Origin of the sequence: Paenibacillus sp. 32O-W, from assembly GCF_007679495.1 — a bacterium.
Classification (GTDB): Bacteria; Bacillota; Bacilli; order Paenibacillales; family NBRC-103111; genus Paenibacillus_L; species Paenibacillus_L residui.
Map to the genome: position 1 here is coordinate 12,409 of NZ_VEGP01000016.1, position 24,686 is coordinate 37,094.

Sequence of the window (24,686 nt, forward strand, 5' to 3'; positions counted from 1 at the left end):
CCAATAGACGTTTACCTTAATCTGGAGCTTTGAATAGATCCGCCAATTCCTAGTCTCGTCTTGAATCCCTGCAGACATACTCCGTACAAATACCTTCCAAGAATAGCCCCGGCAATAACCCGATTCTCGCGCCAAATCTAAACAACGGACGCACTTGAATTCCAATTAGACGCGTCATTCCGTGTACGGCACCGGCAAAAATGAAAATAGATGGATTTCTCAAGGTAGTCCCCATGCCGCTGACGCGAAGCCTTCCGATGGAGAAATCGACACGAGGTGAGTGGTTGGCTAATTTTCAGGTATTCGTTTAATCCCCTTGTGCATTTTTTCATCCTATCCCGGAGCTATCAGCCAGCTAAAAAAAGCCCTAACCGTGTATCTGCTGCGAGCTTTCGCCTGGTTTCTTTTACTACCCGAATATGAACAAAAATGTCCACATCGTTATCCACAAGTGGATAATCAAAAAATCAAAGGAAAATTAGAAAAAAACATGACTATCAACAACTTTATCCACATTATCCACAGTTTTTGTTGAAAAAACTATCCCGAAGCGGGGATAATTGTCGCCCTTACTCTCCCATAGACTTTTTGATTCTATTCACATTGTCCACATAGGTTGTGGATAACTATGTCCACAGAGTCCTTACCTCGTCATTTTTCTACATGAAGCTGCAAAAAAACCGTCTGCCCCCCATACGGGTGAAGCAAACGGTAGATTTCTTACATTATTAAGTTGTGGATAAACGATTGTGCGTCCCAATTAGTCTTCTTGCCATCGACGATGGCCGGAGCTGCCGTTCAAATACCTTGGTCTAAACCGACCATTCTTCTAATGAAAGTAACGGCTCAGCCTTCATATCAAAGGATGAAAATTGCCCGCGCGTATATTTCAAATAAGCAGCCGCACCGATCATCGCCGCATTATCCGTGCAATATTCGAACGGGGGAATGACCAGAGGAATTCCCTCCTCGGCGCAGCGTCCCGCCAATTCGGTCCGCAGCCCGCGATTCGCGGCCACTCCGCCCGCCAGAAGAAGCTGCCGTGCGCCTGTCTCCCGAACGGCGCGCACCGCTTTCTCCACGAGCACGTCGATGACCGACTCCTGAAAGCCTCTGGCCACATGTGCGGGGTCCAGAGCCTCCCCTTTCATCTTCGCCTGATTCAGGACGGCCAGAACGGCCGATTTCAAGCCGCTGAAGCTGAAATCGTATGAGCCCGGCTCCAGCCAAGCTCTTGGCAGCGTAATGCTCTCCTTCGCTTCATGAGCGAGCCGGTCGATATGCGGTCCGCCAGGATAGGGGAGCTGCAGGGCCCGTGCCACCTTGTCGAAGGCCTCTCCCACCGCATCATCCCGGGTCAGTCCGAGAATGCGGAAGCGCCCTTCCTTCTGCACATGAACAATTTCCGTATGGCCTCCCGATACGACCAGCGCGACCAACGGGTACTCCAGCTCTCCTACCAGACGGTTCGCATAGATATGGCCGGCAATATGATGCACTCCGATAAGCGGAAGCTCGAGCGCCGTAGCCAACGCTTTGGCCGCCACCATCCCTACGAGCAGCGAGCCGACAAGCCCCGGACCGTGAGTAACCGCCACTGCCGACAGCTCGGCCGGGCTCACGCGGGCTTCCCTAAGGGCTTCTTCAATAATCCATGTAATGGTCTCCACATGCTTCCGGGAGGCCACCTCCGGAACGACCCCTCCGAATTTGCGATGGGTCTCGATTTGACTGGAGACGATATTCGATCTGACCTTCGTTCCATCCTCTACGACAGCCACCGAGGTTTCATCACAGCTTGTCTCAATGGCAACTATATAACAAGGCTGCTTTCGCAGCTCTTCCGCCGGCTTCATTCGCCTCCACCTGCTCCTTTCTTGGATGCCTGAGGGGACTTGTTCAATTCCGCCCACATAATAATAGCGTCCTCATTGTTGTCGGTATAGTATCCTTTGCGGACCCCGCTGTCCTCGAAGCCCATTTTCCGGTACAGATTCCGGGCGATGGCATTCGATTCCCTGACCTCCAGGGTCATTCGCGAAGCGCCCATATAGGCTGCGGTCTTCTGCAGCTCGCCGACCAGCTTCCGACCGAGCTTGATGCCCCGGTATTTCTCCCTGATCGCTATGTTGGTAATATGAGCTTCATCCATAATCAGCCACATCCCGGCATAGCCGGCCACTTCCCCATCGTATTCCATCACCATATAACGGGCGAAGTGATTATTGACCAACTCGTTATAAAAAGCGGCTGCCGTCCAGGGAGTAGGGAAAGCCTCCTCCTCGATTTGGCAGATTTGCTCAATATCGTCCACCTGCATCAAGCGAAAAACAAGCTTGGGCGAGGTGTCGTTATGGACGCTTTTCTCCATCCCTTTTTCCTCCCGAGGACGTTTTGGCCAACAGCTTCGCTTCTGCCTCGGCCAGCTGCGTGTAATTGGGCACCAGCCGGTGCACGTCATCGTGAATTCCGGCCGCATGAAGCCGTAGAGCAAGCCTACCGACATCATATGCATGGATATCATGAGGGTATGCCCCTGATTCTCCGCTCCATTGCTCCGCCAGGCGTCCTATAGCATCGGCGAAGGCCCCAACTTCTCCGACAAACCGGATTTGCCGCGGTCTGGATTTCTCCGGCTCGTTCCGGGCCGCCTCCGCCAGCTCCTCTACCCAAACCTCCAGCAGTCGGATTCCATCCTCGCGAATTCTACTCCACCGTCCGGACCCGGAAGCAAATAAAGCCGTATAGACTTGTCCCCGGCGAGCATCCATCAGAGGAACGATCCAGGATGGACCCGGCTGGCTGTCTTCACGGACTTGCGCTTCCCTTTCCGTCCCGGCCATCGATTCGGCAGCGCCCAAGGCCATCGCTTCCAGGCTGGACACTCCGATGACCGGCTGCTTCAGCGCCCACGCCATCGTCTTCGCCACGGTGATGCCGATTCGAACGCCCGTATAGGAGCCGGGCCCCCGTCCGACAGCGAAGCCGTCCAGATCAGCCGGACGAAGCTGGAGCTCAGCCAACAATTCGTGAATGGTGGGCAGCAAATACATCGAATGGTTACGCTCCGCCCGCGAATTCCGTTCGCCCAATAACCGTTCTCCCTCCAGCACCGCGACGGTCATCGCAGAGGTGGAGGTATCCAGGGCAAGCCATCTTCCGCTTGTATTCTGTATCTTGGTTTCTTCTGTCATATGAAAACTCCGTTCTGTTTCAACGTCTCGCACCAATGCCTGTAGACCGGCCCTTCCGGAGTCAACAGGAACCTTCGCTCCTGCAAGCCGGTCGTTTCGATATAGATCGTCAGACGCTCCTCCGGAAGCAAATCCGGGATCCGGCTGGCCCATTCCACGACCGTTACCCCGTCGCCATAAAAATACTCGTCCAGCCCGAGCTCATCCGCCTCTTCCTCGGTTATCCGGTACACATCCATATGATAAAAAGGAAGCGATTCTCCCGAATATTCTTTAATGATGGTAAAGGTCGGGCTGTTGACCACATCCGCCACTCCCAGAGCCCTGGCCAACGCCTGGGAGAACGTTGTTTTCCCGGCACCGAGATCGCCGTCCAATGCCAGCACGGTACCGGGCGTCATCATCGGGGCCAGCGCTTCGGCCAAGCGTGACGTGTCCTGCTCGTTAGCAGACTCATAAGTATACTGCGGCTGCGTAGTCATCATCCCCTAATTGTCAAAATGATTATAGCCCCGCTTGTCCACAGGCTCTATAGCTCCGCTGTGGCGAAGCAGCCGGACGCCCGTGAACCGCTCGCTCACCTCGCCGACGATCGCCAGCGGAATGCCGTGTCGGCTGAACAACGCGGCCAACTCGTTCACTCCCTCGGGCCTTACCGTTCCGAGCAGCTGATAATCCTCGCCGCCGCCCAAGATCCAATCGAGCGGTTCCCGGGAGGCCAGCCGCGCATATTCCGCCAAGTCCGGATGCACCGGCAGCCGCCCTTCCTCCAGCAGCACACCGACGCCGGACGCTTCGGCAATCTCCGCGGCTTCGCTGGCCACGCCGTCGCTAACATCGTTCAGCGCCCCGGCGAAGCCGGATTGCAGCAGCATTCGGGCGGCTTTCACCTGCGGCTGCGGCCTCTGATGCGCCTGCACAAGAAAGCGGTAAGGCTGCGCAAGCTCGCCGATGGAATCGGCAGCCTGCTGCCTACCGAGCAGATAGTGCAGGCCGGCGGCGGAGCAGCCCGGATAGCCGGTGACGAAGACCGCGTCACCCGGACGGGCAGAAGAGCGGACTAACGCCCGCCCTTGCTCGATCTCTCCTATAATGGTAACGGCAAGCACTATTTCACCCGGGGTTGAAGTCGTATCCCCGCCCGCCACCGTAACTCCGAATTGTTCGGCGCATTCGTACAGCCCTTCGTACAGATTGTCCAACCGGGATACAGGTACGTTCTTGGGTGCGCTCAGCGACAATAAAGCATATCGCGGAATGGCGCCCATGGCGGCGATATCGCTAATGTTAGAGGCCATGGCCTTGTATCCGACGTCACTGTCTTTCATAGTCACTCGCTTGAAATGAACTTCCTGCACCATCGTATCGCAGGACATGACGATTTGCGATCCGGACGGCCAATCCGCCACAGCCGCATCGTCTCCGATTCCGACCACCAGAGGCGGAAGAGCCGCCCCGGTTCGTGTCCTGCGTTCGGTCAGGCGACGGATAAGAGCAAATTCGTCCATACTTTCAAGGCCACCCTCATTCAGTATTGAACATATTATAGCCCTCTGTTAAAGATGCCGCAAGAAGCGCTGTCGAATTACCGAATCAGACCGCCGTCCGCCGCCAAACCGATAAGTGGGGCTAAATCTGAGGCTGTCTTTCATTTGTAGGAAAGGTGTACAACAGGATGTATAGTGAAAAGCCCAATTGGTATAGTACCAATGAAACTGGTTATGGTTAAACGCGAAAATGTAACGGAACTGGGAGACCTTATTTCGTCAAATTAGGCCGTTTTTTTAAACTAACGGAACCAGGCGCGCTTATTGCTTGGAATTCTCCTACTTTCGCGAGCATTTCTAGGGAATAAGGTCATCTGGTTCCGTTAAAACCAAACCGTGCAGGTTTTCGCATGATCTTTGGCTGTACGCCATTAAATCGACATCGATTACGGCTGTTTAGCATATAAATCATCAAGAAGCTGTTGAATTCGGCGGCTCGCTTCCTCGTTCCCCGCAGCTTCATAGGCATGCAGCATCAGCTCATAATCATTCACCGTCGGGTTTTCCAACCGTTCGAGATAAGTAAGCGCCTTGGCTTTATCCCCTTCCTCCCCGTAGCGGAAGCCGGTAAACCACAGCCGGGCGAGCGCCCGCAGGGCATAAGGATGGTCCAGCTGCTTTTCATAAGCCTGGACAGCCTCCTCATACCGGTGTTCCATGACGTAGCGGTCCCCTTCCAACTGCTCCCGGTCATCGATCGTGAAGTAAGGAACCTGATTGTCATTTAACAAATAATAACCGCTGGAGCTGCTGATCTTACGCCCTTCGGCATCGAATGCATCCACGTACCAGGTAAACTCCCCTCCCGGGAAGATTGCTCCCAGAACTCCCTGGGTGGACAGCCACATCTCATCCTGGCCGTAAGACACGGAAATTCCCCGCCGATAATTCCGGAGTGTATCCAAATCATATTCGGCGGTGGTTTCCGTCCATTTTTCATTCAGCAATACTGTAGAGCTCCCGGCCACTTTGCCCTGCTTATCACGGTCTATGGAAGTGATGCCCAGTTGATAATAAGAAGCCGCAGGATAAGGCTCCCACTCAAAACGGATAGCATCCCCGTCTATTAATTCCCGGTTAACCGGCGAGACCGTCTCCACCTTCGGCAGAAAGACGATATCGTAACCGGCTGTCGAATGTTCACTTATCTCTGCCACCGGCTCCTCTTGTCCGGTCCGGTAAAACCCGCTGACGGCATCCGCTCCGATACCGACTCCCACTTCGTAATGACCAGACTCCACATCAAAAAATCGGTAAGTTCCATCCGAATCCGTTATCGCTACCGGATAATACCCGAAAGGATTGGAATACCACGTATTGTTTTCTGTTTTTTTCCTCAATATGACAAAAACATCCGCGACTCCCTTACCTCCTACAATTACCCGGCCGGTTATTGATGGTTCTTCTCCGGGACGGGGCAGCCTGGATCTGATTGCCTCCAAATACCCCTGCGCCTCTTTTCCGACCCACTGGTTCTCGGAGGAAGCCAGTTGCTCGTAGACACGCTCGGCCTGCGGCCAGTTATTTTGGGCAAAATAAGCTTCCGCCAATCTACGTCTCGCCTGCTCCGCATCACGGTAATCCGGATATTCAGCGAGCAGCCTTTCCCATCGGTCTATCGCCAAGCCTAACTGGGCAGCCGTCTCTGAACGAGAGTAAGAGGAGCTATTAGGAAAAATATAAATCCGGTCCACCTTGTTGGTTTGAGCTCCTCTCATCGCCTTATCAGCCGACCAAAACAAGGCTTCGGGAGCTTCGGAACTCTTGGGAAACCAAGTGAGAAGCGCGTCATATTTCTCCATCTTCAACAGCCAACCGGGAAGTGACACAACCAATCCTATAGTCATAAGGAGAAGGATAGATCCAGCTATGGCTATCGTTCTTATTTTTACCCTCATGGCCGATTTCCCCCTCCCTGTAACTGTTCCTCATAGAAAACCCCGCTGTTCAGCACGACCAGCTTGGGGCCGGCAGGCGCCTCCGGCTGTTGGTCCCTGGATACCGGGTTAAAAATAAGAACCGCCGCAAGAACCATCACTCCGACCACAGCCGCTACAAACGGGTGCGGAATATAAACCTCCTTCTCCCAGAAGGTCCGTTTCGCTTGCCGGAGGACGCTTGCTTTCATCGAGTCCGTAAATTGAACGACGGACAATTCCTTATCCAGTTGTTCCTTAATCTTTGCCGCTTCCTCTTTCGTCCAATTATTCATTTTCCCACCCTCCCCGGATTAATTCCTTCTTCAGCATGGCCCTCCCCCGGGACAGCTTGCTTTTGACCGTTCCTTCTTTATCTCCGGTGATCTCCCCTATTTCCCGAATCGATAGATCCTGATAATAATGCAGAACAATAACCTCTCTATACGAATAAGGAATTCTCTGCAGGTGGTTCCACAGAGTTTGTTCTTCCGCCATTTGTTCTATGTTGGAATCCGTTCCGACGATCTCTTGTTCAATCGGATCCCGGATAAACAGCCTCTTCCAGGAAGCCAGCCTCATCCTGCTCCGGCATAGATGAACGGCGATCCGGGTCAGCCAGCTTTGCAAGCTGCCCTGCCCTTTGTATTGGCTTATTTTTTGATAGGCCTTGAGAAAGACCTCCTGACTGATGTCCTCGGCCAGGTGCCGATCCTTCAAGAGCAGCGCGGCAGTCCGGTATATGCTGGTCCCGTAACGGTCCATAAGCCAAGCTAATGCGGAACCGTCCCCCTTCTGAAGTCTGTCTATCCATTCCTGTTCCGAGTTCATCCTATACCCTCCCACCCCTTCTCTATATTAGACGGGGTAAGCCCCTGTTTCGGTTGCAATTAATTTAGTCGTAACAAGGATAAACGACTCGCCGTCCTTTTGGAAAGGCACGTTTACCGATGACATATGAGAAAAACTCCTATCGAAGTATTTCATGGATGAGCGACCGCGTTTAAAGGATGTTTTTATCGCCAAATAGAATTTGGAGTTATTCAGGACGCAATAACTTATAAATTCTAATGTGGAAAAAAAAGCTTCTAACGGAGCCTCTTCGAAGACGAATAACCCGGTATTAGAGGAAGCTTTTTATGCCAATTAGAAAGTTTGTTACACTTTAATGCTTTAATGAACTTAAACTTTCTAATGTGCTAAGAACAGGTACAGATGGAAACTTATACTTTCATATATTTCAAAAAAAAGAAAGACCCCGGCCAATTAAGGCGCGGGATCTTCTCCCTAAACTTCATGAAGCTCTTCCAGCGGAACAAACCTCATCTCTTCCGGCTTATGCTCCACATGAACTTTGGCCGTCCGGCTCTCCGTATCCACACTGTCGATCCAGACCCGTTGGCCGTTTACTTCTACATTAATTTTGTTCTCGGAATCGAGAATTTCCTTGGCTCTTAGCAAATCCATGATATCCCCTCCTTTCTCTCGATATGTCCGGATCGTTGAGTTGACTGCGAAAAGAACCTCAGTCTTCGTCTTCCTCCAGGTTCAAGAACGATTCCTCTTCGTCCATAGTATCCGTGGTCGACTCGTCAATCCATCCGTTGTCCACCGTTACATTTCCCCCGCCTAACCCTTCGTTAACCATCCGGTCAATATCCATGAAGCGTTCGTCTCTTCCTTCGTTTAACTCATCCTGCTTTCTTTTATCCTCTTTATTTTCCGCCATACTCTAAGCCCGCCTTTCATTAACATTTAGTTGAAATTTTCTGTGCCAATATAGCTTACTTTATCCCCGATCCACCCGAACCATTCATAATCCTGACAGCCGGATACATACTAACATCGGAGCCTCTTTCGTGACGGACAGACCAGGGGCAGGAATTCCGGTCTTACCGCTTTTAGAAGCCGTTCTATTTGGAAATAATAATAAATACCCCACAAAGCGAAGTATGCCTTCGTAGCTTATTCCGGGTACTTTGCGGGGAGCCCTGTAAATACCCCACAAAGTGACGTATGCCTTCGAAGCTTATTCCGGGTACTTTGCGGGGAGCCCTGTAAATACCCCACAAAGTGAAGTATGCCTTCGAAGCTTATTCCGGGTACTTTGCGGGGAGCCCCGGAACTTATGTCGAGTCCTTATTATTTTCGCTTCACTTCAATTTAGTTTTAAAGGAGGGTACCAGGGATGCATACGCTTTGGAAAGGAGCCATCAGCTTCGGTCTTGTCCATGTTCCCGTAAAAATGTTCGCCGCCACGGAAGACAAAGATATCAGCATGCGGTATATCCACAAGGAATGCGGTACGCCTATTTCCTACGTCCGCAAGTGTAAGTCCTGTGACCGGGAGATTGATTGGGAAGAAATTACTAAAGGCTATGAGTATGAGCCGGGGCATTTTGTTCTGTTTGAGAAGGATGAGCTGGAGAGCCTCTCCTCAGAGGTTAACAAAGAAATCAAAATAATGGATTTTGTCGATTTGGAGGACATCGATCCGATCTATTTTCAAAAAACTTATTACCTGTCGCCGGGGGATACCGGTTCGAATGCATATAACCTGCTGCTCGAATCGATCAAGCAAACGGGCAAAATCGGTATAGCGACCGTCTCCATCCGTTCCAAGAGCAGTCTTGCCGCCATCCGCATTATTAACAATTGCATTGCTATGGAGACCATTTTCTACCCGGACGAGATCCGCTCTACTTCCCAAGTGCCGAACCTTCCCGAGAATGCGTCCATTAATGAAAAAGAGCTGGATATGGCAAAAATGCTCATCGAGCAGCTGTCCGGACCTTTCGAGCCGGATAAATACAGCGATAATTACCGAAGCGCCCTAATGGATGCCATTCAGCAAAAAATCGCCGGCCAGGAGGTCAGGGTCGCTCCGGAGCAGCCTAAAACCAATGTTATCGATCTGATGGCCGCCCTGCAGGCCAGTTTGGATGCCGTCAAGCCTAAGGAAACGAAGCCGAAGGCTCCCAAAGGGCGGGGCAAAAAAGCGAAGGAGACCGTTTCCTGACATGCACCCTCCGTTTGATCCCATGTCCCCCATTCTTCGCGAACAGCTTCCCGAAGGAACCGATTGGGGGTATCAGCTGAAATGGGACGGGGTCCGGCTGATTGCCCATATCGACGCGGGACGGGTCGAGCTGTATTCGCGCAAAATGCTCTCCAAAAACTCGGTATACCCGGAGCTTGCCGCTTCTTTGTCCGCGGTAGGCGGCAGGTGTGTGCTCGACGGGGAAGCGATAGTATTCGACCCGGTCAAGCAGCGTCCCGTGTTTCAGAAAGTTCTTCAGAGGGAAAGAATGCGGAGCCCCGGGACGATTTCCCAGGCCGGTTCCAGGCAGCCGGTGCAATACGTGCTGTTCGATCTTCTTCAGGACGGATCGGAGGACCTGTCCGGACTTCCCTATCAGGAGAGACATCAGCGTCTGCTTAACAAATTTCCGGACAAGAACGGCTTGTTCTTCGTTACGGACCTGTATGAAGACGGCGAGTCTTTATGGAAGTGGGTTGAAGAGCATCAATGGGAGGGCGTTGTCAGCAAGCGCTTGACCAGCACTTACCGGGAAGGAAAGAAGCACGGAGATTGGTACAAGAAAAAAACAGCACTGCAGCTGGAAGTGATGATCGTCGGCGTAACGATAAGAGAAGGACGTCTGGCCAGCCTCGTTATGGTGATGGACGGAGTTTATTTAGGCAAGGTATCACTGGGACTAAATGAGCAGATGAAGCGTCAGCTTCAAGATTTCGCTCTTGCGGACAGCGCACGGCAGTCCCCCTTCGCCTCCTTGCCCTCCGATTTGAGGCGGGATCGGCTCATTTGGCTGCAGACTCCTTTTGCCATTGTAGTCACCGGCCTGGAAATTACCGATGCCGGACTGCTGCGCCATCCCAAAATCGTTACCTTCGGTCCGATGACCCGGCAGTGAAAGGCTGCAGACTTGAACCGGCAGTATAGAAAGCTATGAGAGGAGGGGGGCGCCTGCCAGCGCATCGCGCACGGCGATACGGCGCCATGCCTATGAAGAGCGCCACCAAAGGAGTGGTTCAAATTGAAGGGCATGACTTGACGATTACCAACCCGGACAAAATTTTATGGCCCGAGCAGAACATCTCCAAGCTGACTTATTTGCAGAAGCTCATTGTCCTTTCTCCCTATTTGCTGAAATATTGCCGGGATCGCTATTTGACTACGATCCGGTATCCCCATGGAATTCATGACAAATCGTTCTATCAGAAAAATTGCCCGGAGCCGACTCCCGCTTTCGTCAAGACGGCCATGCTCCAAGGCATCCGCTATGTCAATATGGATTCCGTCCCCACCTTGCTGTGGCTCGGAAATTTAGCCTGTCTGGAATTCCATTCTTCCTTCCATCATATAGGAAGCGAACGGCCGTCCGAGTGGATTCTGGATATCGATCCGTCTTTGGATCACGAGCCCCGCATTATGTACGCCGTCAGCCTGATCGGTGACGTGCTGGATTCGATGAACATCCGATCTGTTCCCAAAACTTCAGGAGCGTCCGGCGTGCAAATTTTCATCCCGATTCTTCCCAAGTACACCTTCGAACAGCTTCGTGCCATCGGAGAATTTATCGGCAAATATTTGGTGCAGAAGTATCCCGCTTTATTTACCATTGAACGGCTCAAAAAAAATCGCGGCGATCTCATTTATGTCGACTACCTGCAGCATTGGTACGGCAAGACTCTGTCGGCCCCGTACACTCCCAGAGCTCGGGAACACGCCACCGTCTCTACTCCTTTACTCTGGGAGGAGGTCCGCCGGGATTGCGATATCCGTCAATTCAATCTGTTGACCATTGAGGAACGGCTGAAGCAGTACGGGGATTTAATCGAGCGAGTTGAACCGCAGTCATTGGATCATGTTCTGAAAATTATTACCTAACTCCTGCGAGGTTAAGGGTTGATCACCGGATAAAGCTGCCCTTTATAGGCAAAGGAGGATCGCCCGGTTTCTTCGGAGACGACCAGAACGATTGCATCGCTTTTCTCCGATAGGCCGATTGCGGCGCGATGCCGAGTTCCCAGCTTCCTCTGTCCGAACATGGTATTGGTGAGCGGGAGAACGTTGGCAGCGGAAATAATTTGAATCGCCCGTACCAGCACCGCCCCGTCATGAAGCGGATTGCCCGGGTAGAAAATCGATTCCAGAAGCGGATAAGTTATTGCCGCACCTATCGGTGTACCGGGCTGCACTAACCATTCCAGCGGCTCGCTGCGTTCAACCGCTATCAAGGCCCCGTGCCTCCGCTCAGACAAATGTCTTATGCTTATTGACAAATCGACGTATTTATCGGTAAACGGAGCCAAATAACAGTTCAGATAAAAGGTCGCGGCCCTGGATTCCAACTGGATCAAGCGTTCCTTGAAAGTTTCAATTTGCCCCAGAACACATCGATCTTCGTTGTTGAATACTTCCAGACTTGCTTCTATATCTTCCTTCATTTGCAGTAAATCGAGCTTAAGCTGCTCTTTTAAGGGAGAAAAATCACAGTCCGGAGTTCTTACTTCATTGGTCATATCATCACATCCCTATTTTTGCCCTTTATGACAGTATGACCGTTTACCATCACTCACATTCGGCAGGAATGTTGGTTTCAGACCCATTTTCTCAGCAGACCGGCAGGTTTGTCATAGCCTATCGGCGCCTTAATCATGCCTTTTGTACCCATTCGAACTTGCTCACCTTCGGTCATTAAATCATTGGAGAAGCGTTATTAAATCGAATAATGGAGAAGTGATCTATGCTGGAATTCAGAATGGCACAAACCGCTCAATGCCCGCCTCCTCCATGTTCAATTCTGATAATGATTTCGCTAGAAGCAGCATGTTCTATTATGCAATTGCCAATCACACTAAAATCATGGAGTCATCATTAAATTTCCGTCGGAAGGTGATGGAGATACATATCTAGAGCATTCGAATGATTCATGAGAGCTTCCATAGTTCTATGATTTGGATGGACGTAGATGGTCGGATAATCGGCTTCCCCATAGTGGGCTCGCACCGGAAATGCCAGCTTTTCCTCTTCAATGGAAAATTGGGCGTTAACTCCTTCCTTATTTCCCCGGGAATCCAGTCTAACCCATTTCTTATGGCCCGACAAGTACACCGCATTCAAGGCGTGAATGCAATATCCGGACTCCGGCTCGACCCCGATGGTCAGTCTTTGGTAGCAAAACCCTGCGGGAATGCCTAACGCACGAAGAAAGGCGGCAAATAAATTCGATTTGGCATAACAAATTCCTTCTTTAAATATGAGAACCTCCGAAGCCTTCCGTGTAACCCGGGTACTCTGAATATCCCAGGAATGCGCTATTTCGTCACGCACATATTCAAACACCTCTTTCACCAGCTCCGGCTCATTCAGCGCCATTCTGTCCCACTTCCGGACCTGCTCTCTTATGACCAAGTGACTGAAATCGACTTCCTTCGTTTCCAGCAGATAATCCTCCTTGTTGGCCGATTCACATATGAATTCCACACCTTTTCCTCCTTCCGGGGGCGGCATCCCTAACCCATTTCCCAGGCTTATACCAATTCATTCACAAACTAACCCGGAACTCGTTCACCTTCACGGCCGTTCCGGATATGAGTACATCCATTTGCCCCAGACAAGACCTGCGCACTTCCACCTTAACTCTCCCATCCCTGTTCATTTCCAGACCTTGTTCAACGGTGAAAGCGGCCTCCTGAAGCTCCGGCTCCATATAAGTTAAATAGTAGGCCCCCATAACTCCGGAGGCGGTCCCCGTAACGGGGTCTTCCACGGTTCCCGAATAGGGGGAAGAAAAATGTCTGGCATGCATCTTTGCATTCTGATCTATGGTCTCGAGGCAGAAGGGATGAAGCGAACATCGCGGATTCCCGGTGAGTATATCCGGAAATAATTCGTTCTTCGGGAGCATCCGCCTAAAGCTGCTCAAGCTTTTCACAGGGACTAACAACGTCCAGATGCCGGTGCTGCCATATACGATGGGATACCTGTCGTCCAGCTCTTCAACGGATAAACCGATGGAGTGGGCCAGCCGCTCGATATCTCCGTTAAAGGAGCCGAATTGCGGGTTCGCCTGCATCATTTTTATAGTGGTTACATTAATATCATTAATGATTTCAATAGGTAAAATGCCGGCATTGGTCTCAATATTGATATTATTTGCCGAGTCAATCATTCCTCTTTCCTGCAGGCAGAACAGAGAGGCTATGGTAGCATGGCCGCATAGATTCATCTCGTGACCCGGAGTGAAAAATCTCAACCGGACATCTGCTTTATCAGAATTGAGAACAAAAGTCATTTCATTAAAGCCGACCTCACGGGCAATATGCTGCATTTGATCCTCGCTTAATCCATCCGCATCCAGAACCACTCCCGCCGGATTGCCTTTGTTGGGGATCGAAGAAAAAGCATCGTAATGATAAACATTTACTTCCTTCATGACAGTTCCTCCTTGTATTAAACATTATATATGGCAAAAAAGCCGGCGGAGCAACTGACCTTCCCCGGACCCTCCCGGATCGATGCTTCATCGATAGTCAATTTTCTCACGCCGGCATCTTGGTAATATGTTATCGGACGATCAGCACGGTCTGGGAATTCTGATCCCAGAATACCTGCGCCCCCAATGCTTCACTGATAAACCTTACAGGGACCATAGTATGATTATTAATGATTTGGGGCGGAACGGCAAGGGTGATTTCTTGTCCATCTACATAAGCTATTTCCGATCCGTTCTGCAGCTTAATCACTCTATTCCCGCGGGTAACCGTTACCGACCGGGTTTCCTGCTCCCATTCCAGACCCGCCCCCATAGCCTCAGTAATGGCCCTTATCGGGACAACGACATTCCCCTCCAAATTGACGGGTGACTGCTCCATAGCCACCCCTTTACCGTTAACGGTGACCAGTGTCCCTCTCTTTTCAATTTCCTGTTTGCCCGTCTCATCGTAATATTTCGCAGCCACCCTGGTGGCGTTAGAATCTTTAATCGTCAAGCGATGATTAAATAAACGGTTAGCTTCAATAAAGTCCGCAGCGGTCTGGATGGATAACTCCCTGCCATCGGCCGAATAGGGAGTTGCCCTGGCCGTAAGCTTCTGCGGCTGATCCCCGTTCTTGACTACGGAAGTAAAAACAAGCTGTCCGTCCTTCATGTAGGTCCCGGAATCAACCAAATAGGTTCGATCATCGGTCAGCACCGTAAATTTAACCTCGTCGATTTCGTGCACTGCATCCAGATGGATCTTAAAAATGGATACCCGATTCTCTACTACGTAATTTGAGGTCCCCCGCACTTCCACTACCTTACCGTTGGCATTGTAGGCCGTAGCCACCACATTAATTAGTTGGGGCTTGCCTCCATTCTTGACAGCTGCGACGGCCTCCATCTGATCCCTCTTGGCCACCGTCGTTTCCTCCAACACTTTATACGGCTCTGTAATGGAACCCAGTGCCCGGACATCCACTTTCTGAAGCTCCTCCCCATGCTCCATGGGCAGTTGAATGGCCTTGGTCTGACCGCCCGCTATAAAGTGGTCTTCCTTCTTTATTTCTATGATCTCCCCCTCTGCGTCGTACCCGACCACCAAGAGAGAGACATTCTCCTCGTACTTCACACGTACGTCGGCAGTCACCATCATTTTACCGTCCACTAGTTCATGCCCGGACTGCAGCAGTTCGACATTATTCGAGTTTGCGAAGGCCGCGGATGGAACCAGCAGGACCCAAACCGCCAACGCAAGCCATACCCCGATTATAGAAAGCATACTTTTCGATACCCGCATTTTCCCATGTGTCCTCCTTGTTCCCATTCAATCGCTCACAGGGCATATGAGATTAAGTTATCGCAATTCATACAGGAAAGTAAATAGAAAGGAAATCCAATAAGAGCCATGAAAAAAGAGCCGGTTCCTTATCTTTCGACGGAAACGGCTCCAATCCCTTTATTTGCATTATTCGAAGGCTAGATGAAATTGCTTATCCTTTTTCCGAACCAAGCATATTTATCCCTTAGTCGATGCTTTGGCTGCCCAGCTGCAGGCCCAGCTTTTTTAACAGATGAATCATCTGCTCCTGTTCCTCTCTGTTCAGGCTGCTGAACATGTCGTGAATGACGTTCCGATGTTTAGGGAAAATATCCTCCATCAAGAGCCGTCCCTCTTCCGTAATGGAAGCATAGGTGATGCGGCGGTCTTCCTTGCACTGCTTTCGCGTCAGCAGTCCCTTCTTCTCCAATTGGTCAATGACGTAAGTCATGCTTCCGCTGGTCAGCAATATTTTCTTGCCGATATTTTGAATGGGCTGGTCTCCTTTATGAAACAGCAGCTCCAGAACAGCGAATTCCGTCGGGTTGAGGCCATAATTTTTGATATCCTCCTTAATCCGGTCCACCACCGCCCGGTTGGCCCGGGAAAAGACAACAAACAATTTTAAAGACAATTCATATTCTTGCTGAGTGGGATTCATAATCAATACCTTCCTGTCCGTTATCTTGAATTAAGGGTAATCTTAAGTCTACTCCTTGCTCTTGTCAAGCTATCCCGGGGATCCGGCGGCTCTTCAAAATAATGGGGACAGCAGTCGTGCCAAGATTTCCTTGAATGAATGAAGACCAAACCGACGGGCATAATGCTCGGGCCTCAGTTCCTTGCTATCCTTCAGATCTTGCAGGAAATCCCGCTCGAGCCTGTGAACCGTCGATCGATCGAATATGATCGCGTTTAGTTCAAAGTTTTTGTAGAAGCTGCGCAAATCCATATTGGCCGTTCCGACCGAGGCCAGCCGATCGTCGACGAGGATGACTTTCGCATGCATAAACCCTTTCTGATATTGATAGAACTTCACCCCTGCCCCAAGCAATTCTTTGGCATAGGATAAAGACGCCCAATAGACGATCCGGGTATCCGGAATTCCGGGAAGGATGATTCTGACATCGACTCCGCTTAGAGCAGCGACCTTAAGCGCCTGAATGATACCGGCATTCGGAATAAAGTAAGGAGTCGCAATATAAATCCGTTCCTTGGCCCCCCCGATAGCTGCGAAAGTGACCGCCAGAATAGAATCTTCCTCCGCGTCCGGCCCGCCGCTGACAATTTGCACCCGCTGGCCTGATTCTGAGCTTTGCGGAGGAAAATACCGCTCGTCCTTAATCCGAATGCCGCTTACGTATTCCCAGTCCTTCAGAAATGTCCCCTGTAAAGAAAGGACTGCCTCTCCACTGATACGAAGATGCGTATCCCGCCAGAATCCAAGCTTCGGATTGCCGCCCAAATATTCATCTCCGATATTAATGCCCTCAGGAAACCAACCTTGCCGTCCACTACAACAATCTTGCGATGATTCCGGTAGTTAATTCTTTTGTCAAGGAAAGCAATGAGTGCGGGAAGAAAGCATTTCGTCTCTACTCCGGCCGCCCGCAACTCCCCGAGGTAAGCCTCATCCAGTTCGTAGCTGCCGATTCCATCATAGATGACCCGCACCTCAATCCCCTGCCTCGCTTTCGCGATCAAGGCTTCCTTGAACCTTCGGCCAATCCCGTCGTTGCGAATGGTGTAATAGTCCAGATGGATATGATCTTCCGCCATTCCGATAGCTTCCAATATCGCTTTATAAGCTTCTTCAGCATTAGTTAATACGGTGACTTCATTATGACAAGTCATTCCGGGCCCGGGAACCGACCGCAGCAGCCTGTCCAATTGCTGATCCCCTGCGGCGGCCGGTTTGCGGTTTGCAGTACCGCCATGCTCGAGGTAACAACCGTCCTTATCCTTTATGTTCCCTTCCAAGTTCCCCGCTGCCCCGGAGGCAGGCTCCTCGGTTCCTGTAATTCCTTCATAAGCTGCCGCCTCCAAGTGGCTGGTACCCCGGACGGGCAAATGGCGCCGGTGAGAGAATCGTCTGGAGATAAAATAATACATAATAAAGCCAACAATGGGGAAAATAAACAGAACCAGCAGCCATGCCACGGCTTTGGCCGGATGGCGGTACTCCAGACTCGCCATGACGATGGCCTGGAGATAAATGACAAGCAGCAGAACGCCTAACCAAATCACAGCTTCACCTCGACAACTAAGAAGTTTAATGCTAGGTGGTTATCCAGTGTACCCAAAAAACCGTCAAAATAAAAAATCGCCCATAGAAGACATTCTCGATTATCATTTCCTCAACGACCTGAAAAAGAAGAGCATTCTCCCCTCTTTGGAAGAGAATAAAAGGTTAATGAAGGAGCTGTTCGTCGATTGCTCGGATGTGGTCATCCGTCCTTTTGTCATCGAGAAAAACATTCAAGCCCTTGCCGTCTTTGTCGACGGTCTGGTCATCTCCGATGTACTGGATGACGCTCTCCGGTCTCTAATGGTTATGGAGGGCAATGAGTCGGAAATCGAACGAATCGTCGCTACGACGCTTCCGGTTTCACAGATTTCGACGGAAGACAATTACGGCGAGTTTCTGATCGCCGTTCTGGGCGGGGATACCGGAATCTTCGTAGAAGACAATGATCAAGCGATTCTGCTTGGTATCCGGGGGCCGGACACCCGGTCTGTCTCGGAACCAAACACCGAAATCACCATTCGCGGGCCGCGCGAAGGCTTCATCGAAAACCTGCGGACGAATACGGCTCTCGTGCGGCGCAAGATCAAATCGCCGCGGTTAAAAATGAAGCCCCTGGTGTTAGGACAGCATACCAATACGAACGTAATTGTCTCCTATATCGACGGATTAACGGACCCGGCATTGATCGATGAAGTCATGCAAAGGATGGAAAAAATCGATATAGACGGCATACTGGAGTCCGGCTACATCGAAGAAATGATCCAGGACAGCGCCTATTCTCCATTCCCGCAGATGCAGTATACGGAAAGGCCCGATGTGCTGGCCAGCGCCCTGCTGCAGGGAAGGATAGCAATCATGGTGGACGGTACCCCCTTCGCCCTGATTCTTCCGACCATATTCATGCAGTTGATGCAGACGGCGGAGGATTATTACGAACGGTTCCAGATTTCAACCTTAATTCGCTGGCTCCGCTATTTATTTCTTTTTGCGTCGATGTTTACACCGGCACTATATGTTGCGATTACGACTTTTCATCCGGATATGATCCCGACCTCCCTGCTGCTCAGTATAGCCGCATCCCGAGAAGCCATTCCGTTTCCCGCGGTTGTCGAGGCCTTCATTATGGAGGTCATCTTCGAGGCCTTGAGGGAAGCCGGTGTCCGCCTGCCCAAATCGGTCGGTTCCGCCGTCGGTATCCTTGGGGCTATCGTGATCGGGCAGGCGGCGGTCGAAGCCGGAATCGTCTCCGCCCCTATGGTTATCGTAGTGTCGATTACGGGAATTGCATCGTTCACGATTCCTCAATTCAACGGGGCTATCGCTATCCGCATGCTGCGCTTTCCGATGCTGATTCTGGCCTCCATCTTCGGAATCTTCGGCATCCTGTTCGGCATAATGATCGTCCTCGGACATATGGCCAATTTGCGTTCCTTCGGCGTCCCCTACTTATCTCCTTTAGGCCCGACCAAGTGGTCTGATCTCAAGGACGTTCTGATCCGTGCGCCGCAATGGGAGCTTACCACCCGTCCCAGCTTCGTAGGGGCTCAGGATCAAATCCGAATCGGCCAAGAATTGCCCGAGACTATTAAGCGGGATAATGGCTTAAAGGGGAAGAACATTTCGCACCCCCATCAGAAAAATGATCAGGAGGGAGCTTCCGATGATGATCCGAACCCTTAACCGGAGAAAGCTCCTGGCACTGGTCTTGTCTATATCTCTCCTGTTGACCGGTTGCTGGGACCGCATTGAAATTAATGATATTGCCATCGTACTGGCCATTGCGGTGGATAAGGAGAAGGATGGAAACATACGGGTGAGTCTAGAGATTCCGTTGGCTTCCCAATTAGGAGGCACTCAAGGCGGCGGGGGAGGCACGGGCGGTAGCGGCAGAGCCGACTATATCGATTCGGAAATTGCCCCTACTTTTGTTCAAGCTTATGCCCAGCTACAGGACCGGATGTCACGCAGACTGAAATTCGGTCATTACCGGGTTCTCATTATAGGAGAAGAGATGGCGAGGAGCGGGATAGAGGACGTCTTCGATATCGTTGCCAGAAGACCGGAGAACCGGCTTTCCTCCTACATGATTGTGGCCAAGGGGACGGCAGAAAGCCTGATGAAATCCCAGCCCAAGCTGGAGAGGTTCTCCGGCGAAGCCATCCGGGAAATGGTTAAGCAGGGAGAAATCGTGCCGACTAACGTAAAGAATACCGCCATGTCCTTAAGCCATTATGGGAGCGATGCGGTCCTCCCATATATGGGAGTAAAGAAGCTGAAGGAAAAGGACAGCAAGGGAACCGAGGAAATTGAACTGCTCGGGTACGCCCAATTTCTGGAGGACCGAATGGTAGACGTGATGGCGCGGGAATCCGCCATGGGATTATCCTGGTTGAAAAACAACATTCGGCCGATCACCGTCGTCGTTAATTTGAACAAACCGGAGAACCTTATTTTTACCGTTATTCGTTCCAATGCCAAAATAGAGCCTATCGTGGAGCAGGACGGCCGTCTCCGATTCGATATCCGTATAGATGCCAGGTTGCGATTGAACGAGAATAAATCGAAGGAAGATTTGACGAACCGGCTGGTCATGGAGAAGGTGAAGAAACACGCTGCCGACAATATACGGCTTCAGGTGATGGATACGATCCGGTTAATTCAGAAATCGGGGGCGGATTCCGCGGAACTCGGATTGAAGCTGTTCCGGAAAGATCCGATAACATGGAAAAAGCTAGAGCCGAATTGGAGAGAATTACTTAAGGAAGCGGAGTTTGACGTCAAAGTGAAGGCGGACATCAGCGAGTTCGGATTGATCTCCGAAAATATTGTGAGAGGAGGGTAAATCTATGGATCCGATTTTTCAAGTTTTGTTCATAATCGGTTTTCTGATTTGGATCGCCATCGATTTCCGTAAAATCAAACAATCAAAATCGAAATCAATGATGGCTATATTCGTTACCATAAATACGCTAACCCTTCTGCTGTTCTTCGCCTTATTTATGCAGTATAGACCTCCTACTCCCGTATCGCTAATGAACAATACGGTATATTATTGGGTCAAAGCCTGGACAGGAGGAATTTACTATGTCACGTCAGGTCATTAGCAGCCGCCAACTGGCCTTAATTATCGCTTCCTCCATTATTACGGCCGGGATCATTGTCGATCCCCAGCAGTTGGCGCGCAGCACCGGCCACGATGCTATTTTCACCTATTCGTTGTCGCTGCTGCTCTCCTTCATAGTTTGTTATTTCTTCTATTCGCTGTCCAAGAAATTTCCCGGCAAGAATCTGTTCGAAATCAGCTTCATTGTGGCCGGGAAATGGGGCGGCGGCATAATCAACATCCTGGTGCTGCTTAACATCTGGTTCATCTTTGCCCGGGATTCCTTCGCAACGACGATGTTTTTGCGGGCTACGCTCCTGCAGAAGACACCGCCGGAAATCTTGATCATGCTGTTCATTTTGGTCATGGTTTATTACGGAAAATCGAGTATAGAGGTCATCTCGAGGGTGAATGAAATCGTATTTCCTTTCGCCTTCGTGATCATTCTCTTTTTTCCGCTTCTATTGGTTAATGAAATCCAAGCCAGCCAATGGGAGCCGGTATTTACCCAAACCCCCGCACAATTGGCGCTGGGGAGCATTTTAAATTCCATTCGCTTCGGGGATCTGATTGTTTTTGGAGCTTTTCTCCATACGGTCCAGAACGCGAAGCATCTGCTGACCGGCTTCCGTTTGGGTGTCATCCTGTCGGCTTTTTCGTTAACCATCGTTATTGCAACAGCTATTGCCGTCTTTGGGGCCGATATTTTGGCCCGATTGAATTTTCCGATATACTCTTTGGTCGCCCAGATCAACATTACGGACTTCATGGACCGGGTAGATGTATTTGCCTTCAGCATCTATTTCCCGGCAGCGATCATTAACGTCGTGGTCTCTTTTACTGCCTTCATTATCGGGATCAGTGCCTTTACCTCCAAGAACGACCCGACTCTGCTCTCACTTTCGACAGGGTGGTTTCTGCTGCTGACCATCCTGATAACCTTCACTAATTTTGTCGAGCTTGGCCGGTTCACCTTTTACTCGTATCCGGCCTACGTCATTGTCGTGCAGCCTCTGTTGTTCTTGCTATTGTTTTTTCTTGCGAAGCGGCATCCGTCGGTTCCGATTCCACAGACGGCATCCCAATCCAAATCGTCAACCGCGGACCAGCGAAACAACCGGTCGGGCAAGCCTCCGAAGCCGCTTGGTTATTGGATCAGAGTGACCAATATTTCGATTCTCTCCTCCATGCTGTTACTAATACTCGGTATGACCATCTCCTATATCTCCCCCTGGATTAGGACCTTCTGTGCCATTGGCTACGGAGCCTGCCTGATACTAGCCTTGTTCAGTGTCGTTAAAGAGAAGAAAAGGGCGGAAGCCGGGTAACCCCCGGCATTCCTTTGGCCACAAAAGTCATATGACGGAGGAAAACGATTTGTGACCGGAATCACTATGGCCACCGTTATTTTTCGAGTACAATAAAGGAAATAACGGTTCTTCGGGTGGTTCAGCTTATGGCTCAGGAAATGGTTCAACGCAGAAGATGGCACTGGTCCGAATGGATTATGCTCGGATTTTACGCTGTATGGGTGATCGGCAGTATCACTACATGCTTCATGTTCGATAAGGGCAGTATGTCGACGCTTCGGCCCTGGGAGTATGCATCGCTGCTGTTCACCCTGTTTATGCTCCCGCTTCTCTTCTGGAGGCCGGGTTATGTGCATATGCTGGGGTTTCCCCTAACCGTTCTTCTGACAGTAGGGGGATTTCAGCATTATTTATACTTCAATAAGCTGGAAATGATTGACCTGCTCTCCTATCCGCTCATTATCGTCGGATTTCTCTCTAACCGGTTAAATATTTGGTGGACGGTGCCCTGCTTTCTCGTCATTCACCCTTCTATATCGATTTGGTTGATGGATCAGCCCGGGCTGCTGGCTATTCTCCAAATTTTCACTTCCTATGGAGTAAGCTTTGTGATGGGATTGGGGATTCAAAGAATCTTGACCTCCCACCTGAGAATGAAGCAGTTGTATGGAGAGAACGTTAAGCAATACGACCTCATCCGCCAGCAAAACAAAGCCTTGGAGCAGTATGCCCGCCAGGTGGAAAACCTGACCCTGCTGGAGGAACGCAACCGCTTGGCCAGGGAGCTTCACGATACGGTAGGCCATACGTTCACCTCTGTCATTATGGGGATGGATGCCGTATCCTATTTGATCGAGCTGGACCCGAACAAAGCCAAGGCCAAGCTGGAGGTGCTGCGGGAGGTTACGCGCAACGGATTGGACGAAGTCCGCAAGAGTATCCACCAGATTGCTCCACTGGAAGATAACGCGCCGTTGACTCAGCAAATTTCCAGATTGGCCAACGAATTCGCGGTTCATACCGGAACCTCGGTCAGAGTAGATACGTCCGGGGAGGAAGGGGAATTCCCCCAGCAGCTGAAGCTGACCATTATCCGCTGCTTACAGGAAGCTCTTACGAATGCCAAGAGGCACGGACAAGCTGCATCCGTGCTCATTGAAATCAATTATCTCCATGAACAAATTTCCTTGAAGGTGAAGGATGACGGCCTCGGCTCGGACAAAATCCATACGGGGTTCGGTCTGAACGGCATGAAGGAAAGGCTCGCCGCCTGGAGGGGGAATTTGCAGATCCACTCTCATAAAGGGCTGGGGACGACCGTCACCTGCACTATCCCGTATTCGCGGGCCGGTATCAAATCACAAGGGGGAACCATAGATGAAAGAGATTCGGTTACTTCTGGTTGACGATCAGGATTTAATCCGCGAGAGTCTCCATATCGTACTGGACATGGATCCGGAGATCGAAGTCGTCGGGCTCGCCGAGAATGGCAGGATAGCTGTGGACCTGTGCTCCAGCAAGCAGCCCAACACCGTATTGATGGACATTCATATGCCGGAGATGGACGGAGTGGAAGCTACCCGGCAGATTAAGAAGCAGTGGCCGGATATCCGGGTTATCATCCTCACTACGTTCCAGGAAATCGATTATGTCGTTCAGGCGCTGGATGCGGGAGCGGAAGGATATTTGCTTAAGGCCATTCATCCGAAGGAGCTGGTCTCGGGCATCAAATGGGTGCATAGCGGGGGAACGCTCATTCCGCAGGATATTGCAAAAATGCTGGTGAAAGAGATCAAAAACGGTGAATCCGCCGAAGCAAGCAGAAGCAGCTCAGCCACCGATTCACACGGAAGCCATAGCGCCCAACTGCAGCCAGCGCCCCAAGAATTGCCCAAGTTCTCTTACGGGCTTAGTGAACGGGAGCTGGAGGTGCTTCAGTTGATTTCCGCAGGCCTGAATAACCGGGAAATTGCCGTCAAGCTATTTTTGTCCGAGGGCACCGTGAAGAACTATATTTCCAGCATCTATTCCAAGATGGATGTTCGTGATCGGATGCAGGCAGCCAAAAAAGCGAACGACGAAGGAATACTATGAGGATAAACAGCTATGCCGTCCTTAGAACAGGTGCGTTTACCGATGAAATATAAAAAAAGCACCTAACGGAGCCATCTCGAAGATGAATAACCCGGTACTAGAGGTAGCTTTTTATGCCAATTAGAAAGTTGTTCCATTTTAATGCTTTAATGAACTTAAACTTTCTAATTTGGTAAGAACAGGTATAGACGAAAACTTATACTATGAGAAAAACTCCTATCGGAGCCCTGAGGGAAAGCTATACGTCGCATCCGGGTCAGTAAAGACATCGCAAAGACGAGCAGAAATACATTAAAATCGTGCCTTTTTCCAAAAAGAAGGCGAAAGACGCTCAAATGTGCAGGTCTTTTTCACAAAATGGGGCCATTTCGCAAAAATCGCTCCAAAGACGTGCATTATTGCTCTAGAATCAGGTATGTGGCGTCTTTTCTCCAAAAAGACGTGC

General features: G+C 50.6%; 26 protein-coding genes. 9 read left to right on the forward strand and 17 right to left on the reverse strand.

What is annotated here, in order from left to right:
- Positions 1 to 812: 812 nt before the first annotated feature.
- From tsaD to FS806_RS08735, 10 genes are all read right to left on the reverse strand, one after another.
- On the reverse strand, positions 813 to 1,856 hold the full coding sequence (gene tsaD, locus FS806_RS08690) for a tRNA (adenosine(37)-N6)-threonylcarbamoyltransferase complex transferase subunit TsaD (protein ID WP_144934581.1): 1,044 nt from the start codon (positions 1,854 to 1,856) through the stop codon (positions 813 to 815).
- Complete coding sequence (gene rimI, locus FS806_RS08695) at positions 1,853 to 2,371, reverse strand: ribosomal protein S18-alanine N-acetyltransferase (RefSeq protein WP_144934584.1); 519 nt, start codon at positions 2,369 to 2,371, stop codon at positions 1,853 to 1,855. Before rimI ends, tsaD begins: the two co-directional genes overlap by 4 nt.
- Positions 2,352 to 3,194, reverse strand: a complete 843-nt coding sequence (gene tsaB, locus FS806_RS08700; protein ID WP_144934587.1) for a tRNA (adenosine(37)-N6)-threonylcarbamoyltransferase complex dimerization subunit type 1 TsaB — start codon at positions 3,192 to 3,194, stop codon at positions 2,352 to 2,354. Before tsaB ends, rimI begins: the two co-directional genes overlap by 20 nt.
- Positions 3,191 to 3,679 (reverse strand): tRNA (adenosine(37)-N6)-threonylcarbamoyltransferase complex ATPase subunit type 1 TsaE, encoded by a 489-nt coding sequence (tsaE, locus tag FS806_RS08705; protein ID WP_144934590.1) that lies wholly within the window; start codon positions 3,677 to 3,679, stop codon positions 3,191 to 3,193. Before tsaE ends, tsaB begins: the two co-directional genes overlap by 4 nt.
- A gap of 3 nt (positions 3,680 to 3,682) precedes the next feature.
- On the reverse strand, positions 3,683 to 4,702 hold the full coding sequence (gene thiL, locus FS806_RS08710; RefSeq protein WP_144934593.1) for a thiamine-phosphate kinase: 1,020 nt from the start codon (positions 4,700 to 4,702) through the stop codon (positions 3,683 to 3,685).
- Between the two features lie 425 nt (positions 4,703 to 5,127).
- The gene (locus FS806_RS08715; RefSeq protein ID WP_144934598.1) at positions 5,128 to 6,639 is read right to left on the reverse strand and encodes a hypothetical protein; all 1,512 of its coding nucleotides are present in this window, start codon (positions 6,637 to 6,639) and stop codon (positions 5,128 to 5,130) included.
- Positions 6,636 to 6,953, reverse strand: coding sequence for a hypothetical protein (locus tag FS806_RS08720; RefSeq protein WP_144934601.1), 318 nt, complete (start codon positions 6,951 to 6,953; stop codon positions 6,636 to 6,638). Before FS806_RS08720 ends, FS806_RS08715 begins: the two co-directional genes overlap by 4 nt.
- Positions 6,946 to 7,488 (reverse strand): RNA polymerase sigma factor, encoded by a 543-nt coding sequence (locus tag FS806_RS08725; protein ID WP_144934604.1) that lies wholly within the window; start codon positions 7,486 to 7,488, stop codon positions 6,946 to 6,948. Before FS806_RS08725 ends, FS806_RS08720 begins: the two co-directional genes overlap by 8 nt.
- A 456-nt stretch (positions 7,489 to 7,944) precedes the next feature.
- Positions 7,945 to 8,124 carry an H-type small acid-soluble spore protein gene (locus FS806_RS08730; protein ID WP_144934608.1) on the reverse strand — a complete coding sequence of 60 codons (180 nt, stop codon included), beginning with the start codon at positions 8,122 to 8,124 and terminating at the stop codon, positions 7,945 to 7,947.
- A gap of 58 nt (positions 8,125 to 8,182) precedes the next feature.
- Positions 8,183 to 8,386, reverse strand: coding sequence for a hypothetical protein (locus tag FS806_RS08735; RefSeq protein ID WP_144934611.1), 204 nt, complete (start codon positions 8,384 to 8,386; stop codon positions 8,183 to 8,185).
- A 459-nt stretch (positions 8,387 to 8,845) separates the two neighbouring features.
- On the opposite strand from FS806_RS08735, the gene ku reads away from it, so the two are divergent.
- The 3 genes from ku (at position 8,846) to ligD (ending at position 11,569) form a co-directional block, all read left to right on the forward strand.
- Positions 8,846 to 9,676: a non-homologous end joining protein Ku gene (gene ku / locus FS806_RS08740; RefSeq protein WP_144934614.1), complete on the forward strand. Its 831-nt coding sequence runs from the start codon at positions 8,846 to 8,848 to the stop codon at positions 9,674 to 9,676.
- A gap of 1 nt (position 9,677) precedes the next feature.
- Positions 9,678 to 10,592 carry an ATP-dependent DNA ligase gene (locus FS806_RS08745; RefSeq protein ID WP_144934617.1) on the forward strand — a complete coding sequence of 305 codons (915 nt, stop codon included), beginning with the start codon at positions 9,678 to 9,680 and terminating at the stop codon, positions 10,590 to 10,592.
- Positions 10,593 to 10,684: 92 nt separating this feature from the next.
- Complete coding sequence (ligD, locus tag FS806_RS08750; protein ID WP_144934767.1) at positions 10,685 to 11,569, forward strand: non-homologous end-joining DNA ligase; 885 nt, start codon at positions 10,685 to 10,687, stop codon at positions 11,567 to 11,569.
- Positions 11,570 to 11,580: 11 nt separating this feature from the next.
- On the opposite strand, the gene cdaS is transcribed toward ligD, so the two are convergent.
- From cdaS to FS806_RS26655, 7 genes are all read right to left on the reverse strand, one after another.
- A complete protein-coding gene (cdaS, locus tag FS806_RS08755) occupies positions 11,581 to 12,204 on the reverse strand; it encodes a sporulation-specific diadenylate cyclase CdaS (protein WP_144934620.1) in 624 nt (207 codons plus the stop codon).
- Positions 12,205 to 12,559: 355 nt separating this feature from the next.
- A complete protein-coding gene (locus tag FS806_RS08760; protein WP_144934623.1) occupies positions 12,560 to 13,168 on the reverse strand; it encodes a transglutaminase-like domain-containing protein in 609 nt (202 codons plus the stop codon).
- A 61-nt stretch (positions 13,169 to 13,229) separates the two neighbouring features.
- Positions 13,230 to 14,120, reverse strand: a complete 891-nt coding sequence (locus tag FS806_RS08765; RefSeq protein WP_144934626.1) for a PhzF family phenazine biosynthesis protein — start codon at positions 14,118 to 14,120, stop codon at positions 13,230 to 13,232.
- Positions 14,121 to 14,250: 130 nt separating this feature from the next.
- On the reverse strand, positions 14,251 to 15,465 hold the full coding sequence (locus FS806_RS08770; RefSeq protein WP_186328281.1) for a stalk domain-containing protein: 1,215 nt from the start codon (positions 15,463 to 15,465) through the stop codon (positions 14,251 to 14,253).
- A 226-nt stretch (positions 15,466 to 15,691) separates the two neighbouring features.
- Complete coding sequence (locus tag FS806_RS08775) at positions 15,692 to 16,147, reverse strand: MarR family winged helix-turn-helix transcriptional regulator (RefSeq protein WP_144934630.1); 456 nt, start codon at positions 16,145 to 16,147, stop codon at positions 15,692 to 15,694.
- A 93-nt stretch (positions 16,148 to 16,240) separates the two neighbouring features.
- Positions 16,241 to 16,951, reverse strand: a complete 711-nt coding sequence (locus FS806_RS26650) for a phospholipase D-like domain-containing protein (RefSeq protein WP_260982031.1) — start codon at positions 16,949 to 16,951, stop codon at positions 16,241 to 16,243.
- A complete protein-coding gene (locus FS806_RS26655) occupies positions 16,861 to 17,733 on the reverse strand; it encodes a phospholipase D-like domain-containing protein (RefSeq protein WP_260982032.1) in 873 nt (290 codons plus the stop codon). The genes FS806_RS26650 and FS806_RS26655 overlap by 91 nt, the downstream gene beginning before the upstream one ends.
- Positions 17,734 to 17,899: 166 nt before the next feature.
- Here FS806_RS26655 and FS806_RS08785 point away from each other — a divergent pair, with 166 nt between their 5' ends.
- The 6 genes from FS806_RS08785 (at position 17,900) to FS806_RS08810 (ending at position 24,241) form a co-directional block, all read left to right on the forward strand.
- Entirely contained in the window at positions 17,900 to 19,414 is a 1,515-nt protein-coding gene (locus FS806_RS08785) for a spore germination protein (protein WP_260982035.1), read from the forward strand.
- Positions 19,395 to 20,576 carry a Ger(x)C family spore germination protein gene (locus tag FS806_RS08790; protein WP_186328282.1) on the forward strand — a complete coding sequence of 394 codons (1,182 nt, stop codon included), beginning with the start codon at positions 19,395 to 19,397 and terminating at the stop codon, positions 20,574 to 20,576. The genes FS806_RS08785 and FS806_RS08790 overlap by 20 nt, the downstream gene beginning before the upstream one ends.
- 4 nt (positions 20,577 to 20,580) lie before the next feature.
- The gene (locus tag FS806_RS08795; protein WP_144934639.1) at positions 20,581 to 20,838 is read left to right on the forward strand and encodes a hypothetical protein; all 258 of its coding nucleotides are present in this window, start codon (positions 20,581 to 20,583) and stop codon (positions 20,836 to 20,838) included.
- Complete coding sequence (locus FS806_RS08800; protein ID WP_144934642.1) at positions 20,819 to 22,165, forward strand: GerAB/ArcD/ProY family transporter; 1,347 nt, start codon at positions 20,819 to 20,821, stop codon at positions 22,163 to 22,165. The genes FS806_RS08795 and FS806_RS08800 overlap by 20 nt, the downstream gene beginning before the upstream one ends.
- 128 nt (positions 22,166 to 22,293) lie before the next feature.
- Positions 22,294 to 23,553, forward strand: a complete 1,260-nt coding sequence (locus tag FS806_RS08805) for a sensor histidine kinase (protein ID WP_144934644.1) — start codon at positions 22,294 to 22,296, stop codon at positions 23,551 to 23,553.
- A complete protein-coding gene (locus tag FS806_RS08810) occupies positions 23,525 to 24,241 on the forward strand; it encodes a response regulator transcription factor (protein WP_144934648.1) in 717 nt (238 codons plus the stop codon). The genes FS806_RS08805 and FS806_RS08810 overlap by 29 nt, the downstream gene beginning before the upstream one ends.
- The last annotated feature ends 445 nt before the right edge of the window (positions 24,242 to 24,686 follow it).